The sequence below is a fragment of the Pseudomonas sp. P4_D7 genome, assembly GCF_056401755.1.
Genome location: NZ_JBFUIR010000006.1, coordinates 33,335 through 51,035 on the forward strand (window position 1 = coordinate 33,335; position 17,701 = coordinate 51,035).

General features: G+C 59.1%; 17 protein-coding genes. 9 read left to right on the forward strand and 8 right to left on the reverse strand.

Translation table 11 applies throughout. From position 1 onward, the window contains the following. The first annotated feature begins 70 nt into the window (after positions 1-70). From efeU to efeO (AC1DVF_RS06465), 4 genes are read left to right on the forward strand one after another with little or no spacing between them, the layout of a single operon-like run. Positions 71-916: an iron uptake transporter permease EfeU gene (efeU, locus tag AC1DVF_RS06450; RefSeq protein WP_477782241.1), complete on the forward strand. Its 846-nt coding sequence runs from the start codon at positions 71-73 to the stop codon at positions 914-916. Between the two features lie 8 nt (positions 917-924). Beyond that, positions 925-2,124 (forward strand): iron uptake system protein EfeO, encoded by a 1,200-nt coding sequence (efeO, locus tag AC1DVF_RS06455; RefSeq protein ID WP_477782242.1) that lies wholly within the window; start codon positions 925-927, stop codon positions 2,122-2,124. Positions 2,125-2,142: 18 nt separating this feature from the next. Then, positions 2,143-3,441 carry an iron uptake transporter deferrochelatase/peroxidase subunit gene (efeB, locus tag AC1DVF_RS06460; RefSeq protein WP_477782243.1) on the forward strand — a complete coding sequence of 433 codons (1,299 nt, stop codon included), beginning with the start codon at positions 2,143-2,145 and terminating at the stop codon, positions 3,439-3,441. 28 nt (positions 3,442-3,469) lie between these two features. Then, positions 3,470-4,294 carry an iron uptake system protein EfeO gene (gene efeO, locus AC1DVF_RS06465; protein WP_477782244.1) on the forward strand — a complete coding sequence of 275 codons (825 nt, stop codon included), beginning with the start codon at positions 3,470-3,472 and terminating at the stop codon, positions 4,292-4,294. Positions 4,295-4,417: 123 nt separating this feature from the next. On the opposite strand, the gene pssA is transcribed toward efeO (AC1DVF_RS06465), so the two are convergent. Continuing rightward, on the reverse strand, positions 4,418-5,761 hold the full coding sequence (gene pssA / locus AC1DVF_RS06470) for a CDP-diacylglycerol--serine O-phosphatidyltransferase (RefSeq protein WP_257355079.1): 1,344 nt from the start codon (positions 5,759-5,761) through the stop codon (positions 4,418-4,420). A gap of 216 nt (positions 5,762-5,977) precedes the next feature. Between pssA and AC1DVF_RS06475 the strand changes: the two genes are divergently transcribed. Together AC1DVF_RS06475 and AC1DVF_RS06480 are read left to right on the forward strand one after the other, a co-directional pair. After that, positions 5,978-6,541: a TetR/AcrR family transcriptional regulator gene (locus tag AC1DVF_RS06475; RefSeq protein WP_007914737.1), complete on the forward strand. Its 564-nt coding sequence runs from the start codon at positions 5,978-5,980 to the stop codon at positions 6,539-6,541. A gap of 54 nt (positions 6,542-6,595) precedes the next feature. Further along, positions 6,596-7,075, forward strand: coding sequence for a nuclear transport factor 2 family protein (locus tag AC1DVF_RS06480; RefSeq protein ID WP_038361256.1), 480 nt, complete (start codon positions 6,596-6,598; stop codon positions 7,073-7,075). A 120-nt stretch (positions 7,076-7,195) separates the two neighbouring features. Here AC1DVF_RS06480 and sfnG read toward each other — a convergent pair whose 3' ends face one another. Then, entirely contained in the window at positions 7,196-8,278 is a 1,083-nt protein-coding gene (gene sfnG / locus AC1DVF_RS06485) for a dimethylsulfone monooxygenase SfnG (RefSeq protein ID WP_093432753.1), read from the reverse strand. A gap of 356 nt (positions 8,279-8,634) precedes the next feature. Between sfnG and AC1DVF_RS06490 the strand changes: the two genes are divergently transcribed. Next, positions 8,635-9,414 (forward strand): TSUP family transporter, encoded by a 780-nt coding sequence (locus AC1DVF_RS06490; RefSeq protein ID WP_093432755.1) that lies wholly within the window; start codon positions 8,635-8,637, stop codon positions 9,412-9,414. Here the strand turns inward: AC1DVF_RS06490 and nudC are convergent. The 4 genes from nudC to AC1DVF_RS06510 form a co-directional block, all read right to left on the reverse strand. Next, positions 9,382-10,212, reverse strand: coding sequence for an NAD(+) diphosphatase (gene nudC, locus AC1DVF_RS06495; RefSeq protein WP_093432758.1), 831 nt, complete (start codon positions 10,210-10,212; stop codon positions 9,382-9,384). The genes AC1DVF_RS06490 and nudC overlap by 33 nt on opposite strands. Positions 10,213-10,218: 6 nt before the next feature. Next, on the reverse strand, positions 10,219-11,031 hold the full coding sequence (locus AC1DVF_RS06500) for a crotonase/enoyl-CoA hydratase family protein (protein ID WP_186623282.1): 813 nt from the start codon (positions 11,029-11,031) through the stop codon (positions 10,219-10,221). Between the two features lie 205 nt (positions 11,032-11,236). Continuing rightward, positions 11,237-12,160, reverse strand: coding sequence for a magnesium transporter CorA family protein (locus AC1DVF_RS06505; RefSeq protein WP_460128660.1), 924 nt, complete (start codon positions 12,158-12,160; stop codon positions 11,237-11,239). 7 nt (positions 12,161-12,167) lie between these two features. Then, on the reverse strand, positions 12,168-13,742 hold the full coding sequence (locus AC1DVF_RS06510; protein WP_477782245.1) for a RimK family protein: 1,575 nt from the start codon (positions 13,740-13,742) through the stop codon (positions 12,168-12,170). A gap of 92 nt (positions 13,743-13,834) precedes the next feature. On the opposite strand from AC1DVF_RS06510, the gene AC1DVF_RS06515 reads away from it, so the two are divergent. Continuing rightward, positions 13,835-14,935 (forward strand): peptidase C39 family protein, encoded by a 1,101-nt coding sequence (locus AC1DVF_RS06515; RefSeq protein WP_477782246.1) that lies wholly within the window; start codon positions 13,835-13,837, stop codon positions 14,933-14,935. Between the two features lie 107 nt (positions 14,936-15,042). Here the strand turns inward: AC1DVF_RS06515 and AC1DVF_RS06520 are convergent, their stop codons facing one another. Then, complete coding sequence (locus AC1DVF_RS06520; protein ID WP_477782247.1) at positions 15,043-16,197, reverse strand: PQQ-dependent sugar dehydrogenase; 1,155 nt, start codon at positions 16,195-16,197, stop codon at positions 15,043-15,045. Between the two features lie 52 nt (positions 16,198-16,249). After that, a complete protein-coding gene (locus AC1DVF_RS06525) occupies positions 16,250-16,570 on the reverse strand; it encodes a hypothetical protein (RefSeq protein ID WP_093432775.1) in 321 nt (106 codons plus the stop codon). 189 nt (positions 16,571-16,759) lie between these two features. On the opposite strand from AC1DVF_RS06525, the gene ku reads away from it, so the two are divergent. Next, positions 16,760-17,626: a non-homologous end joining protein Ku gene (ku, locus tag AC1DVF_RS06530; protein WP_095048876.1), complete on the forward strand. Its 867-nt coding sequence runs from the start codon at positions 16,760-16,762 to the stop codon at positions 17,624-17,626. Positions 17,627-17,701: the final 75 nt, after the last annotated feature.

Consider the following 17,701-nt stretch of genomic DNA (forward strand, 5'->3'; position numbering starts at 1 on the left):
ATTGTCATGTGAGAATGCTTGTCATTATGTTACAACTTGTAACCTCTTCGAATGACTTACTGGACACCGAATGCTCGTTCCCTTCCTGATCATGCTGCGCGAAGGCATTGAAGCCGCGCTGATCGTTGGCATTATCGCCAGCTACCTGCAACAGACTGGCCGTGGGCAATGGCTGCCTGCCGTGTGGATCGGCGTATTTCTCGCCGCTGCCCTCGCCCTGCTGGTCGGCGGTGGTCTGGAGCTGGTCAGCGCTGAATTCCCGCAAAAGCAGCAGGAGCTGTTCGAAGGCGTGGTCGGGCTGGTGGCCGTAGGCATTCTCAGCTCCATGGTGTTCTGGATGCGCAAGGTCGCGCGCTCGATCAAGCATTCGCTACAAGCCTCGCTGGATCACGCGCTGACCTCTTCGAAACATCAGGTGATTGCACTGATCGCCATGGTGTTCTTCGCGGTCGCTCGCGAAGGCCTGGAAACGGTGTTCTTCCTGCTCGCCGTGTTCCAGCAGAGCGAAGGCCCGGGCGCGCCGATCGGTGCCCTGCTCGGGCTGATTCTGGCGATCATCGTCGGTTTCCTGATCTACAGCGGCAGCATGCGCCTCAATCTTTCGGCGTTCTTCAAGTGGACCGGCCTGTTCATTCTGGTGGTGGCCGCCGGGATTCTCGCCAACTCGGTGCGGGCGTTGCATGAAGCCGGGTTGTGGAATCACCTGCAAACCGTGCTGTTCGACTTCAGCGCGACGCTGCCGATGGATGGCCCGTTGGGGTCGGTGCTGGCCGGCATGTTCGGTTATCAGGATGCGCCGACCGTCAGCACCCTCGGTGCGTATCTGCTTTATCTGCTGGTGGCGCTGGTGATGTTCTTTTACCCGGCTCCCGCGCCGAAGCCCTCCGCACAATCGTCTTCCGTTTCCAGCCAATAAGGGCATTCATGTCAAAGCCTAATACTCCTCAGGCCTCCCCTCCTCGCGCCTTGCGTTGGGCGGTGGCCGGCTCGGTGGTGGTGATGATCGCCGCCGGTGGTCTGTTTTATTACGCCTCGAAAATGGCTGCGGCCAAGCGTCAGCACAACCAGGATGAAGTGGTGGTGAACATTCATCCGGGCAGTTGCGAACCCAACGCGCTGACGGTGCCGGCCGGCCGCGCCAGTTTCCGCATCGTCAACCGCTCCGACCGTGCCGTGGAATGGGAAATCCTCGACGGCGTGCTCGTTGTCGAGGAGCGGGAAAACATTGCGCCAGGCCTCAGCCAAGTGATCAACGCCAACCTGCAACCGGGCGATTACGCGATCACCTGCGGCCTGCTGAGCAACCCGCGCGGCACCCTGCACGTGACGCCAACTGCCGCCTCTGAGGCTGCGGCCAAAGCCAAGCCGTCGATGGTCGCCTTCGTCGGGCCGCTGTCGGAATTTCGCGTGTACCTGGCCAGCCAGAGCAGCGCGTTGATCAAAGCCGTGACCGCGCTCGATCAAGCGATTGAAAGCGGCGACCTCAGTCAGGCTCAAGCGCTGTACTTACCGGCCCGCGCGGCTTATCAGCGTCTGGCCCCTGCCGCGCAACGCCTGGCGGAACTGGACAACAGCATCAACGCCCGCGCCGACTACTTCGAAAAGCGCGAACAGGATCCGGCCTTCGTCGGTTTCCACCGCATCGAATACGCACTGTTCCAGCAGCGCAATCTCGACCAACTGACGCCCGTTGCCCGGCGCCTGCTCAGCGATGTCACCACGCTCAAACAGCAATTGCTCGCGCAGAGCCTGCCACCGGAGCAACTGGTCAGCATCATCGTGCGCAACCTCAACACCTTGGCCGACGTCCGTGCTGCCAGCGGTGAAGAAGAACGCTACAGCCACAGCGACCTCAACGGTTTCGCTGCCAACGCGCAAACCGCACACAAAGTCGTCGATCTGCTGCGGCCAATGCTGACCAAGTCGGCGGCCGAGCTGTTGCCGAACATCGACCAGGCACTGGCGGACTTCGACAGCGAACTCGATACCTACAAGATCAAGGACGGCTACGCCAGTTACGACGCCATCAGCGGCGAACAACGCAAGCAGATTGCCGACAAGGCCCAGGCTCTGGCCGACGCTCTGGATGGCATCGATCCCGCCCTCGGCCTCTCCGGCCTGTAAGCAGAAGACGATTTGACGATGAAAGATAGCGAACCACTCAACCTGCAACGTCGCCGTGTCCTGATGGGCATGGGCGCCGCCGGTGTCGCCCTCGCCGGCTCGGCCCTGAGCTGTCCGGCCATGGCCGCCGCGCCGGCACAAGTCACCGAAGCACCGAGCAGTGACAAGACCGAAGACCGTCACGATTTCCACGGCATCCACCAGACCGGCATCGTCACCCCGCGCCCGGCGTCGGGCATGCTCGTCTCGTTCGACGTGTTGGCCAGTGATCGTGACGATCTGGAGCGGCTGTTCCGCACCCTCAACGAGCGCATCGCGTTCCTGATGAAGGGCGGCGCGGTGGCGCAGATCGATCCGAAACTGCCGCCGCCGGACTCCGGCATCCTTGGCCCGAATGTAACCCCGGACAACCTGACCATCACCGTTTCTGTCGGCGAGTCGCTGTTCGACGAGCGCTTCGGTCTGGCCGACGCCAAGCCCAAACGCCTGATGCGCATGGTCGGGTTTCCCAACGATGCGCTGGACGCCGATTGCTGCCACGGCGACCTGAGCCTGCAGTTCTGCTCGAACACTGCCGACACCAACATTCACGCCCTGCGCGATATCGTCAAAAACCTCCCCGATCTGCTGCTGGTGCGCTGGAAGCAGGAAGGCAGCGTACCGCCGCAAGCCCCTGCAAAACCAGGCGTGCCGGCGCAATCGGCGCGTAACTTCCTGGGGTTCCGCGATGGCTCGGCCAACCCCGATTCCAACGACGCTAAAGCCATGGATCGCCTGGTCTGGGTGCAACCGGGCAGTGACGAACCGGCCTGGGCCGCTCACGGCAGCTATCAAGCGGTGCGGATCATCCGCAACTTTGTCGAACGCTGGGACCGTACGCCATTGCAGGAACAGGAAAGCATCATCGGCCGGGTCAAAACCACCGGCGCGCCGATGGGTGCGCAGCATGAGACTGAAGTCCCGGACTACAGCAAAGACCCGGCCGGCAAGCTGACCAAGCTCGACGCGCACATTCGCCTGGCCAACCCGCGCACCGCCGCGAGCCAGGCCAACCTGATCCTGCGCCGGCCGTTCAACTATTCCAACGGCGTGAACAAGAACGGTCAACTCGACATGGGCCTGCTGTTCATTTGCTACCAGGCCGACCTGGAAAAAGGCTTTATCACCGTGCAGACCCGCCTCAACGGCGAGCCGCTGGAGGAATACCTCAAACCGGTCGGCGGCGGCTATTTCTTTACCCTGCCGGGTGTCACGGGCGACAAGGACTTTATCGGTCGCTCGCTGCTCAACGCCACACAACCGAAAACAGCCGCATAAAACAATCTCGACACTGGAGCCGCCCCCGATGAAAAAGACGCCACTCGCGTTATTGCTGACCCTTGGTTTGCTCACCACCCCGCTGTCGGCATTCGCCGCCACTGCACCGCTGGATCTGGTGGGGCCGGTTTCGGACTACAAGATTTACGTTACCGAGCAATTGGATGAGCTGGGCAGCCACACCCAACAATTCACCGATGCCGTGAAGAAAGGCGATTTGGCCACCGCGCAAAAGCTCTACGCACCGACCCGCGTTTACTACGAGTCGATCGAGCCGATTGCCGAGCTGTTCAGTGACCTCGATGCGTCCATCGACTCCCGTGTCGACGACCACGAGAAAGGCGTAAAGGCTGATGACTTCACCGGCTTCCACCGCATCGAGTACTCGCTGTTCTCGGAAAAAAGCACCCAGGGCCTTAACGAGTTGGCGGACAAGCTCAACAGCGACGTAAAAGATCTGCAGACCCGCGTCGCCGGCCTGACTTTCCCGCCGGAAAAAGTCGTCGGCGGTGCCGCCGCGCTGCTGGAAGAAGTCGCCGCGACCAAGATCTCCGGCGAAGAAGATCGCTACAGCCACACCGACCTGTATGACTTCCAGGGCAACATCGACGGCGCGAAGAAAATCGTTGATCTGTTCCGTCCGCAGATCGAGCAGCAGGACAAGGCTTTTGCTGCGAAGGTGGACAAGAACTTTGCCACGGTCGACAAGATTCTGGCCAAGTACAAGACCCAGGACGGTGGTTTCGAGACGTATGACAAGGTGAAGGATAACGACCGTAAAGCGCTGGTCGGGCCGGTGAATACACTGGCGGAAGATCTGTCCACGTTGCGTGGCAAGTTGGGGCTGAACTAAGTTTTTTAGCGTCTGTTAAGGCCCTATCGCGAGCAGGCTCACTCCTACAAGGGGAACGCATTCCAAATGTAGGCGTGAGCCTGCTCGCGATAGCGGTTGTATGACCGCTACAAATTTAAAGCCTTACAAAATCCGGTAGAGCAACCGCTCAATCCGCACCCGACTCACCCGCTTGAGAAATTTGGCCACCGCGGCCGGGTATTCGGGCAGCGTCTCCAGGCTCTGAAAACTGTCAATCCGCGTGGTATGGCGGAAAATCTCTTCCAGTTCCTTCGCCCGTGGCTCCAGCCATTCGCCCTTCGGATCATCGATCAACAAGGCGTTTTCCAGATCCAGGCGAAACGCTCGTGGATTGAGGTTGTTACCGGTCAGCAACGTATAACGCTGATCAATCCACATGCCCTTGAGGTGATAGGTGTTGTCGCCGTCACGCCACAAGTGCAGGTTCAACTGACCGCTGTCGATGTTGCGCTGATGGCGCTTGGCAAAGCGGCGCAGGCTGATTTCGTACAGATACGGCAATGCCGCGATCACCTTGAACGGCTCGCTCGGCGGGATATAAAAGTCGTTGGCGGTCTTGTCGCCGACCACGATATCGATCTTCACGCCACGGGCCAGCGCTCGGTTGATCTCACGAATCACACCCAGCGGCAGGTTGAAGTACGGCGTGCAGATGGTCAGCTGTTTTTGCGCGCTGGCGATGAGTTCGAGAATCGCCCGGTTCAACGGGTTGTTCTTGCCGACGCCGAGCAGCGGGCTGACCGACAGGCCGTCTCTGGCGGTGCTGCCATTGGCGGTGTCGTACGTCGCGTATTTGAGACGGCTGCGCAGATCGCCGATGTCGTTGCGCAGGCTGCGTGTGGTCGGCAGGTTCGGCAGATCGAGGCGATGCACGGCTTTCGATTCGATCAGGCCATGTTTGACCAGGTGATGCATCGAGTCGGCCAGTTCAGCGCTGTGCAGCACGTGATAACGGTCGAAGCGGTACTTGTCGAATTTGTGCAGGTAAACGTTGTTCAGGCTCGCGCCGCTGTAGACCACGCAGTCGTCGATCACGAAGCCTTTCAAATGCAGCACACCGAACAACTCGCGGGTCTGCACCGGCACGCCGTAAACCGGCACTTCGCTCTGGTGCGTGCGGGTCATTTCCTGATACCACGCCGAATTGCCCGGCTGCTTGCCGGCGCCGATCAGCCCGCGCTGGGCGCGCAACCAATCGACGACCACGGCGATCTCCAGCTCGGGGCGCTTGAGCTTGGCGGCGTGCAAGGCATCGAGGATTTCCTGACCGGCTTCGTCTTGCTGCAGATACAGCGCAACGATGTAGATGCGCTGGGTCGCCGTGGCGATTTTCTCCAGCAGGCAACGACGAAACTCGGCGGCGCCGGACAGAATGGTCACGGCCTCGGCGGTCAGCGGAAAGCTGCGCAATTTGGGCAGCAAGGAACGTTTGAAAAGCAACGGCATAGGGCTCGCAATGGGTCGAATCCGAAGAACCCGAGAGCTTACACCATCGCATCCTTCGGGTCTTGTTAGTGTCTGTAATGGCCTCTTCGCGAGCAGGCTCGCTCCCACCTTTGAAACGCATTCCACTGTGGGAGCGCGCCTGCTCGCGAAGACGATTTCACAGTCGACAAAAATACCCGCTTGACCAAGGAGAACAATCGTTCTACTGTTCGCCACATGAACGAAATCACTAGCAATGACACACGCGACATCATTCTGGATGTCACCGAAAAGTTGATCTACAAAAGTGGCATCGCTGCCACCAGCATGGATCTTCTGGTGAAAACCGCCGGCGTCTCCAGAAAAAGCATCTACCGTTACTTTGCCGACAAGGACGCGCTGACCGTCGCCGCCCTGCAACGTCGCGACGTGCGCTGGATGCATTGGTACAGAAGCGCTGTCGATCAGGCCGAAACCCCGGCCGATCGCCTGCTTAACCTGTTTACCGTGCTCAAGAGCTGGTTCGCCTCCGAAGGCTTTCGCGGCTGCGCGTTCATCAACACCAGCGGCGAGACCGGCGACCCGCAGGACCCGGTGCGGCTGGTGGCGAAAGAACACAAACAGAAGCTGCTCGACTACGTGTGCGAGCTGTGTACCGAACATGGCGCCGAGGATCCGCAACTGCTGGCCAAACAGCTGCTGATCCTGATTGACGGTGCCATTACCGTAGCGCTTGTGATGGGTGATCACAGTGCCGCCGATAATGCGCAATGCATGGCGCGAAAGTTATTGGACCTGTAACGCCTTAATAAGCCGGACTTGTTGTTCAATTATTAATTAGATCGGGAGACTGATATGTCTACTGCAGCCCAGGTACGTCCGCCATTGCCGCCCTTCAACCGTGAATCGGCCATCGAGAAAGTTCGCCTGGCCGAGGATGGCTGGAACTCCCGCGACCCGGAACGGGTATCGCTGGCTTACACCCTCGACACCAAATGGCGCAACCGCGCCGAATTCGCCAACAATCGCGAAGAAGCCAAGGCCTTCCTGACCCGTAAATGGGCGAAGGAACTGGATTACCGTTTGATCAAGGAACTGTGGGCCTACTCCGACACCCGCATCGCCGTGCGTTACGCCTATGAATGGCACGATGATTCGGGCAACTGGTTCCGCTCCTACGGCAACGAAAACTGGGAGTTCGACGAGCAAGGCCTGATGTTCCAGCGTTACGCGTGCATCAACGACATGCCGATCAAGGAAAGCGAACGCAAGTTCCACTGGCCGCTGGGCCGCCGCCCGGATGATCATCCGAGCCTGTCTGACCTCGGTCTGTAGATTCACAAAGATCCAATGTGGGAGCGAGCTTGCTCGCGAATGCGGTTTATCAGTAATCACAGTATTTACTGAAAGGACGCCTTCGCGAGCAAGCTCGCTCCCACAGGTTTTGCATAGGGTTCAGGCAACAGCGGCAGTCTTTTCTGCCTCCAGTTCGCGCACCAGCGGCAACACCCGTCGCCCGAAATATTCGACCTCTTCCTGAAAGTGCAGAAACCCCGCCAGCACCAGATCCACACCCACCGCTTTCAGCGCGACAATCCGCTCGGCAATCTGCAACGGCGTACCAATCAGATTGGTCTTGAAGCCATCGTTGTACTGCACCAGATCCTCAAACGTCGATTTCGCCCAGTTGCCCTCACCCTCCGGCGATGCACGGCCTGCCTGTTTCGCCGCATCGCCAAAAGCGTTTACCGCTTCCGGATCGGCCTGATCGATGATCTGCGCAAGTACCGCCCGCGCCTCTTCTTCGGTTTCACGGGCGATGACAAAGGCATTCACACCGATCTTCACCGAATGATTGTTCGCCGCTGCCTTGGCACGAATATCGTCGACCTGCGCCTTGATCCCCTCAACGCTGTTGCCGTTGGTGAAATACCAGTCCGAAACCCGTGCGGCCATGTCCCGCGCGGCACGGGAACTGCCGCCCTGGAAAATTTCCGGACGACCCAATGGTTTCGGTTTCAGGCTGTAATTATCGAAGCGGTAGAAATCGCCGCGAAAGGTGAAGTTGTCCTGACTCCACACGCCGCGCAGTGAGCGAATGAATTCTTCGGAACGGCGATAACGCTCGTCGTGCTCCAGCCAATGCTCGCCGATGGCCTGGAATTCGCCTTTGAACCAGCCGCTGACGATGTTCACCGCGATGCGGCCGTTGGTGAGTTGGTCGATCGTCGCCAGTTGCTTGGCTGCCAACGCCGGTTGCCACGGGCCGGGCAGGATCGCGGCGATCACTTTGAGTTTGCTGGTGGCCGCGAGCAATGCGTGGCTGAACGCCACGGATTCATGCTGGAACTCCGCACCATACCCGGCGGTGAAACGGATCTGCGTCAACGCGTATTCGAACCCGGCGGCCTCGGCGAGCTGCGCCAGTTTGCGGTTGTAGTCGATGCCCCAATCGGTGCGCTGTTCGATCTTGCTGACCACCAGCCCACCGCTGACGTTCGGCACCCAGTAGGCAAATTTTACGGCTTGCTGACTCATTGGCGTGTCCTCGGGACATTTGCGGAGATGGGAGTGGTAGAGCAGCAAGCGTGCCAGGGCTGGAATACCCGGTTTTGTTGGGCTTCCCGGTTATTCAGATGTTTTTTATAGGGGATTTTGTTGGCTGGGTGTTGAGTGTGCAACAGTAGGTTATGCAGTGGCTGGGAAGCCGCCTTCGCGAGCAAGCTCGCTCCCACAGTGGTTTGTAGTGAATATTGATTTTGTGGACACCGCAAAAACTGTGGGAGCGAGCTTGCTCGCGAAGGCGTCAGACGGGTCGCCGCAACAGTTGGATACAGGTAACATGACCGCCCTCCCCGCAGCCAAATCTGCGCCCTGCCGAATAAGCCGATTCCATGCCTTTCGAACTCAGCGTTGACCTCACCACCCTCGCCATTCTGGCCTTTGTCGCTTTCATTGCCGGTTTCATCGATGCCATCGCCGGCGGTGGCGGCCTGCTGACCACGCCCGCCCTGCTGACCGCTGGCCTGCCGCCGCATCTGGTGCTCGGCACCAACAAACTCAGCTCAACGTTCGGCTCGGCCACTGCCAGTTTCACCTTCTACAAACGCAAGCTGTTCCACCCGCGTCAGTGGACCCACGCCATCGTCGGCACACTGGTCGGCGCCCTGGCCGGCGCCATCGTCGCGCATTACCTGCCGGCGGAATGGCTGAACAAGATGCTCCCGGTGATCGTGTTTGCCTGCGGCCTGTATCTGTTGTTCGGCGGCACGCCAAAAGCGCCGCTGGACAGCGACGCACCGATCAAAAAGAAATGGCAATCGAGCCAAGGCTTCAGCCTCGGTTTCTATGACGGCGTGGCCGGCCCCGGCACGGGCGCGTTCTGGACAGTGAGCAGCCTGCTGCTCTACCCGATCGATCTGGTCAAGGCCAGCGGCGTGGCACGCAGCATGAACTTTGTCAGCAACATTGCGGCGCTGTCGGTGTTCGTGTTTTCCGGGCAGGTGGACTGGATCATCGGCCTGAGCATGGGCCTGTCGGTGATGGTCGGCGCGTTCTTTGGCGCGCGCACCGCGATCAGCGGCGGCGCCAAGTTCATTCGCCCGGTGTTCATCACCGTGGTGCTGGGTTTGACCGTGCGTTTAGCCTGGCAGCACTGGTTCAGCGTGGCCTAAGCGTCGCGCCACGTAGACGTCGATCAGGTAACGGGCAATCGACTTTGACGCCGGCAACGGCGGCAGGTCGTGCACGTTGAACCACTGGGCGTCTTCGATCTCGTCTTCCTGACAGACAATCTCGCCACCGGCGTACTCGGCATGGAAGCCGAGCATCATCGAATGCGGGAACGGCCAGCACTGACTGCCCATGTACTGAATGTTCTGCACCTCGATCTGCACTTCTTCGCGCACTTCACGAATCAGGCAATCCTCGGCCGACTCGCCAGGTTCAGCGAATCCGGCCAGCGTGCTGTAGACCCCGGTGACGAATCGCGGTGAGCGCGCCAACAGAATCTCGTCGCCACGGGTGATCAGTACGATCATGCTCGGTGAAATCCGCGGGTAACTGCGCAGATCGCACGGCTGGCAATACATCGCCCGCTCACGCGGTACCTGCGTCATCGCCTGGCCGCAATTACCGCAGAAACGATGCTCGCGCGCCCACGTACCAATCTGTGCGGCGTAACCGAGGACTTTGTAGATCGTGTGCTCGCCATCGAGCATGAACGCCCGCAGCCCTTTCCAGTTACAACCCGGCACCTCACTGGCACTGCGCAACTCCAACAAGTACACCGGCTCACCATCGAGATGGCCAATGCCGTGCTCGGCGAGAACTGACAAGTCCTGACGCTTGAGCCATTCCCGGGGGAACAGCGCGCCGTTGTCATCGAACAGAAAGCCTTCCGGGCTGCGCGCCACGGCCCAGCCGCCGGGTTGATCGGTGTCCAGTACTGCAGTGGTCCAGCGAGATGTCATGGTTTCTCAGTCCAGAAATTCGGGTTTCTGTTTGCTCATATGGGCGGCCATGGCCACGCGCAAGTCGGTGGATTGCAACATGGCGGCGTTCCAGGTGGCAACGTATTCGAGACCGTCGTCGATACGATGGTCGCGCATGTAGCTGATCATTTCCTTGGTGCCGGTAACCGCGATCGGCGACTTCGCAGCGATCTCGCGAGCGATGTCCAGCACGCCTTCGAGCAGCGCGTCCTTGTCGCTGTAGACGCGGTTGACCAGGCCAATGCTGCGCGCCTCGTCAGCGCCGAACGTGCGACCGGTGTAAGCCAGTTCACGCAGCATGCCGTCACCGATGATCCGTGGCAACCGTTGCAAAGTGCCAACATCGGCGGCCATACCGATATCGATTTCCTTGATCGAGAATTGGGCGTCTTCAGCGGCGTAACGCATGTCGCAGGCCGCGATCAGGTCAATCGCGCCACCGAGGCAATACCCCTGAATAGCGGCAAGCACCGGTTTGCGGCAGTTGTCGACGGCGTTGAATGAGGCTTGCAGGGTGAGGATCTTGCGGCGCAGCAGGCGCGCGTTGCGGCCAACATCCTTGCCCAGTTCATTGGCGACGCCGGCGAGCATCATCAGATCAATGCCGGAGGAAAAGTGTTTACCGTTGCCACTGAGGACCACCACGCGCACTTCGTCGGTGTCGTCGATCCACTGGAAGATCTCGACGATCTCGCTCCAGAACGCCGCGTTCATCGCGTTGATCTTTTCCGGGCGATTGATCTGCACATGGGCGATGTTGTCGGCCAGTTCGACACTGAAGGCGGAGTATTGAGTCATGGCAGTGATCCTTTACCGGGCAGAAAATGAGGCCCGAACTATAACAAGGCATCACAGTGGCGGTTCGGCCAAATGCGGGACTGTCCTGAGTTTTACTTTGCCTGCGCCGGCTTCTTCGCGAGCAGGCTCGCTCCCACCCTGTTGAAATGCATTCCCACTGTGGGAGCGAGCCTGCTCGCGAAGACGTCCGATCAGTCACTACAAATCATCTGGCCAAACGCCGCAACCCAAACAACATCCCCCCTGCCCCCAGCAACATCACCGCCAGAAACAGCGGATAGGAAATCCACCACGGCGTCCCCGCCGTCATCATGCTGAATTCCGACATGCCGCCAATACTCGCAATCAGGTTCAACGGCAGAAACACCACGTTGATCAATGTCAGTTTGCGCAGCAGGTTGTTCATGCTGTTGTTCATCAGGTTGCCACGCGCATCGATCAGCCCGGAAAACACCGTCGAGTAGATTTCCGCCTGCTTGTAGCACTGGTTGTTCTCGATGATCAGGTCGTCGATCAGACCAAGCGCTTCACTGGCGAAATGCTGCTTCTCGGCATGGTTGCGCAGGCGCGTGAGGACCGCGCCGTTGCTGTGCAACGCGTTGATGTAATAGATCAGGCTTTCGCTGAGGTTGAACATCTGCACCAGATGCTGGTTCTGCATCGAGGCGTTGAATTTCTGCTGCAGTTCGCGGGCGACCAGTTTGATCACCTTCAAGTGCCCGAGGTAGTGATGGATGTTGTTGAACAGCAAGTCGAGCAACACATCCAGCGGCGTGTTCAACGGCTGGCGGGTACCGAGGCCGTGCAGCGGCGTGTCGTCGGTAGCGATCACCAGCAGTTGCCCGGGCGCGAACAGTAGCCCGCAGGACGACACTTCAAACGCCAGACTGCCACCGCCGGAATAGTTTTCCGGGCGTTTCCATATCAGAAACAAATGGTCGGGATGGAACTCGATGCGCGACACCTCGTCCGGGTCCAGCGCTGACGCCAGTGCATGCTCATCGACCTTGAAATGACTGTGCAGCAAGTCGCGTTCGGCAGCATCGGGGTTGCTGAACAGCATCACCTCGGCATCCAGTCGTTCGACCCGCTGCAGGGCGCCGTGGCTCAGTGCGAAGCTGTTGATCATCGGCGCCTCACCACGCCTGACCGCGACGCTTCAGCTCCAGGCGGCGCACGAACTCCTCCAGCACCAGTRCGTACAGATCGTCGTGCAAATAGGCGTCTTCGATGCCGGCGTCGAGGTTGGGGTTGTCGTTGACTTCGATCACCACCACCTTGTCACCGGCCTGTTTCAGATCGACGCCGTAGAGGCCGTCGCCGATGAGGTTTGCGGTTTTCACCGCCAGCTCCACCACCGCCCGCGGCGCCTCGTGGATCGCCATGGTCCGGCATTCGCCGTTGACGTCCTGACCCTTGGCTTTGTGATTGTAGATTTGCCAGTGGCCCTTGGACATAAAGTACTGGCAGGCGAAGATCGGTTTGCGGTTGAGCACACCTATGCGCCAATCGTATTCGGTGTAGAAAAACTCCTGCGCCAGCAGCAACACCGAGTGTTCGAACAGTTCGGCGGTCGCCTCAAGCAACGCCTGCTGGCTTTCGACCTTGATCACGCCACGGGAAAAACAGCCGTCGGGGATCTTCAATACCAGCGGAAAGCCGAGGCGCTCGCCCACACGCTCGAAGTCTTCGGGTCGCTCCTTGTAGAGGATTTCGGTGGCGGGCATGCCCAGTTGATGGCTATTGAGCAAGTCCGTCAGGTAGACCTTGTTGGTGCAACGCAGAATCGACGTCGGGTCATCCATCACCACCAATCCTTCACTTTCGGCCTTCTTGGCGAAGCGATAAGTGTGGTTGTCGACGCTGGTGGTTTCACGGATCAGCAAACCGTCGTACTCGGCCAGACGTGCGTAATCCTTGCGTTCAATCAGTTCGACGTCGATGCCCATGCCTTTGCCGACCCGGACGAAATTCGCCAGTGCCTTGGCATTGGACGGCGGCAACGCCTCCTGCGGATCGTGCAATATCGCTAGGTCATAGCGTGCCACTTGCGGCGAGCGCGGCACCCGCCAGACTTTACGGCTGAACCCGTCGAGCGCGTTGGCGAACTGATCTTCCTGATCATCGCGCAACTTGTGCAGAGCGCCGGACTTTATGCCTTCGATGTGCCAACCATTAGTTCGACGGAACTCAACTAACAATATCGGGCAGGGAAACACTTCAAACAATTGTCGCGCCAGATCCTGTAATGGCTCGATATGTGTCCGACCGAAATACAGGGTCAGGGTAAACCCTTCGGTATCACTGTAGAGATGATGACTGAGGGCTTTCTCGAGCGTTTTATCGAGATCATCCAGCGCCAGGCCATACAGTGATTTTTTCGTCAGTTCGCTGATGGTGCGCACGGAGGGAATCACCTTGTGCCCCCGCGCTTCGGCCAGCAACGAGCAGTAGTAGCCATGACCGAGATACTTGTAGCTGCGGCACAGATTGATCACCTGCACACGCTTGCCCGGCTCGCTGTCACAGCTGTGCTCGAGGTATTCCTGCGCCGTCAGGATGTCTTCACTGGGGAAGTATGAAGCCCAGTCTTCCTTGCGCTCGACAATAATCAACACTTGGCTGGATGCCTTAATCGCCGAACTTAAATAAGTTGCCGCCGGCAAACTTTGCTCGGATACTTCGCGCCAATGACCCTGTACCGCTGACATAGAGATTGATCCGTTGGAGAACAAGACCTTTTCTATTAAGCACGAAGTTTTTTGAAAGTCTCGTTTCGTTACGCAACTTTTACGGTGGTCATATGAAGGCTGTTTTTCGTTTGGCGGTAGTTGAAGACTTGCCGGCGCTGCTGGCACTGGAAATGCAATGTTTCACCACAGACCGGCTCACCAGTCGCAGCTTTCAGTGGATGATCACCCGTGCTCACGGGCAGTTGCTGGTGGCGGAGTGCGACGGTCAATTGTTGGGTTATGCGTTGGTGTTGTTTCATCGCGGCACTTCGCTCGCCCGGCTGTATTCCATTGCACTGGCCGTTGAAGCGCGAGGAACCGGTCTGAGCAAGCAACTGCTGCAACGCATCGAAGCGATGGCGCTGGAGCATGATTGTGCCTATCTGCGCCTGGAGGTGCGCATCGACAACCCTGCGGCCATTGCCCTGTATGAACGCAATGGCTACCGGCGCTTTGCACTGATTCACGATTACTACGAAGACCACGCCGATGCGCTACGCCTGGAGAAACGCATTCTCCAGCACCGCGACTCGCGCAGCATCAAGGTGCCTTACTACCCGCAAACCACCGATTTCACCTGTGGCCCGGCGTGCCTGTTGATGGCCATGGGCGCATTGCAATCGGAGCGTTTGCTGGAGCGTCGGGAAGAGTTGCAAGTCTGGCGGGAAGCGACGACGGTGTTCATGACCTCCGGGCATGGCGGTTGCAGCCCGCAGGGATTGGCGTTGGCGGCGTGGCGTCGGGGGTTTCGCGTGCGTATGGCGCTGAGCATGAGCGGGCCGTTATTCCTCGATGGAGTGCGGGATGCGCATAAAAAAGACGTCATGCGCCTGGTACACGAAGAGTTCACGGCGCAATTGCAGGAGACCGATGTCGAGTGTGTGATCGGTGCGTCGCTGGATCTGCCGCGTTTGCTGGATGCCGGAGGGCAGCCGATGGTGTTGATCAGCAGCTATCGACTGACCCGCTCGAAGTCGCCGCATTGGGTGATCGTCACCGATTGCGACGAGGATTTCGTTTACCTGCATGACCCGGATGTCGATCACAGCCAGCATCGCCAACCCATGGACTGCCAGCATGTGCCGGTGAGTCATGGCGAGTTCGAGAAGATGTGCCGGTTTGGCCGGGGTAAATTGCGTGCGGCGGTGGTGTTGTATTCCCGCGAAACGTAAGCCTCCACATGTAGGAGCTGCCGAAGGCTGCGATCTGTTGATCTTGATCTTAAAAAACAAKATCAAAAGATCGCAGCCTTCGGCAGCTCCTACAGGGGGGATCTTCTTTAAAGTTCGGGCTTCAGGCCAACTTTGTATAGCGAGCCGTTCTCTTCATCCGTCAGCACATACAAATAACCATCCGGCCCTTGCCGCACATCACGAATCCGCTGCTTGAGTTCGCCGAGCAAACGCTCCTCATGCACGACCTTGTCGCCATCGAACTGCAAGCGGATCAGTTCCTGAGTCACCAGCGCGCCGATAAACGCATTGTGTTGCCACGGCTTGAAACGATCGGCATCGTAAAACGCCATACCGGTAACGCCCGGCGATTTCTCCCACACATGATGCGGCGCGACGGTGCCTTCGGCCGTTTTGCCCTGGGCTTCCGGAATCGGCTGCATCGAGTAATTGATGCCGTGGGTCGCCAGTGGCCAGCCATAGTTCTTGCCGCGTTCGATGATGTTCACTTCGTCGCCACCGCGCGGGCCGTGCTCGTTCTCCCACACCGTGCCAGTCCATGGATTGAGCGCCGCGCCCTGCGGATTGCGCACGCCGTAGGCCCAGATTTCCGGGCGAACGCCGGACTGGCCGACAAAGGGGTTGTCGTCCGGCACCTTGCCGTCGGGGTAGATGCGCACGACCTTGCCTTGCAGCTTGTCGAGATCCTGCGCAGTCGGCCGGTCGTTGTTCTCGCCCAAGGTAATGAACAGATAACCGTCGCGGTCAAACACCAGCCGCGAGCCAAAGTGATTGCCGACCGAAAGCTTCGGCTCCTGGCGAAAGATCACTTTGAAGTCCTTCAACGTCTTCAGGTCATCCGCAAGCCGCCCGCGCCCTACGGCGGTGCCAGCCTTGTCGCCGGCTCCGCCGCCTTCGGCATAGGACAGATAGACCAGACGATCCTGTTTGAAGTCCGGCGACAGCGCGACATCCAGTAACCCGCCCTGCCCCTTGGCCCAGACCTGCGGCACACCGGAGATCGGCGCCGACAGCGTGCCGTCGGCCGCCACCACGCGCAGATTGCCGGGACGCTCAGTGACCAGCATGCCTTGGCGATCCGGCAGAAACGCCAGCGCCCATGGATGCTCAAGGTCTGCGGTGATGGTCGTGACTTCGAGGCTGCCCTGTTCGCTTTGCAGCTCTTTGGGCGCGGCGGCAAAGGTCGGAGCACTGATCAGCGCACCGGCCCACAGTGTGGCTAGAAGGGTTTTACGCAACATGCACGATTCCTTTTGTTCGTTTCAAGGGCCGACAGAACTTCAGTCCTGCCGCTCAACGATTGCTGTCTCCGCCGCGCGAAGGTGGGTTGGGAATGAACGTGGGGGGTGTGCTCGGCACCGAACGGATCGGCTGGCCGTTGCCAATGCCCCGGTTCTCGACCGTAGGCTGGCGCGGCGTTGGTACGGTGTTCGGCCCCCGAATGAGGGGAGCGCTGGGCTGAGTGCCCTGCATGCTGTTCGGATTGGCCCGGCGGATCGGGCTGTTATAGGGGTTATTGCTGTTACCGGTGGGGCTTTGCGCCAACAGCATGTCGGCATGAACCAGCCCGCCACTGAGGGCAAGGACGACGATGCCAAGCAGAATTCGGTTCATGACGCTGCCTCTCGATGGGCGTGGGATAGAGCCTTCGAGTCCACGCTACGCCGAGGGTTCGGATTTGTTAACCCGTCAGGCTTAAACAACATGTAACACGGCTTGACCAAGTGGCTGGCAACCCGCGCATCCCGGGGAAACTTTCAGTCGTGGCCGCTGGTCATCCGATCATCACTCGGAGAACTCACCATGGCTCGGGCAATCTGGAAAGGCGCAATCAGTTTCGGACTGGTGCACATCCCTGTCGCACTGGTCTCGGCGACCTCGTCGCAGGGCGTGGATTTCGATTGGCTCGACAGCCGCAGCATGGATCCCGTTGGCTATAAACGGGTAAACAAGGTCACCGGCAAAGAAGTTACCAAGGAACACATTGTCAAAGGTGTGGCCTACGAAAAAGGCCGATATGTGGTGCTCAGCGAAGAAGAGATCCGCTCGGCACACCCTGTTTCAACGCAGACCATCGACATATTCTCGTTTGTCGACGCCGATCAGATTCCCCTGCAAAACATCGACACGCCCTACTACCTGGCGCCGGACAAACGCGGTGGCAAGGTCTACGCGTTACTGCGTGAAACCCTGAGCAAAACCAACAAGGTCGCCCTCGCCCGCGTGGTCTTGCATACGCGCCAATACCTCGCAGCGTTAATGCCGCTGGAATCTGCGCTGGTACTGGTGAAACTGCGCTGGCCGCAGGAGGTACGCGGTCTCGATGAGTTGGAACTTGGCAGCGAAGTGACCAAGCCGCAGTTGGCCAAGGGTGAACTGGACATGGCCAAACGGCTGGTGCAGGACATGAGCGCCGACTGGAAGCCCGAAGACTACAAGGATGAATTTGAAGACAAGATCATGGCCCTGGTCGAGAAAAAGGCCCATGAAGGCAAGATCGAGGATGTTGAGACGGTGGGCGGCGAAGAAGAGCGTAAGACGGCCGATGTTATCGACCTGACCGAACTGCTTAAACGCAGCCTGGGCGGGAAAGCGGTGGCGAAGCCGAAAGCGAAAGCAGAGAAAACGGCGAAATCTGCGCCGGCGAAGAAGACCAAGAAGGCTTCCTGATAGTGATTGGTTGCCCTTGAGACCGTCATCGCGAGCAGGCTCACTCCTACAGGGAACGCATTTCAAATGTAGGAG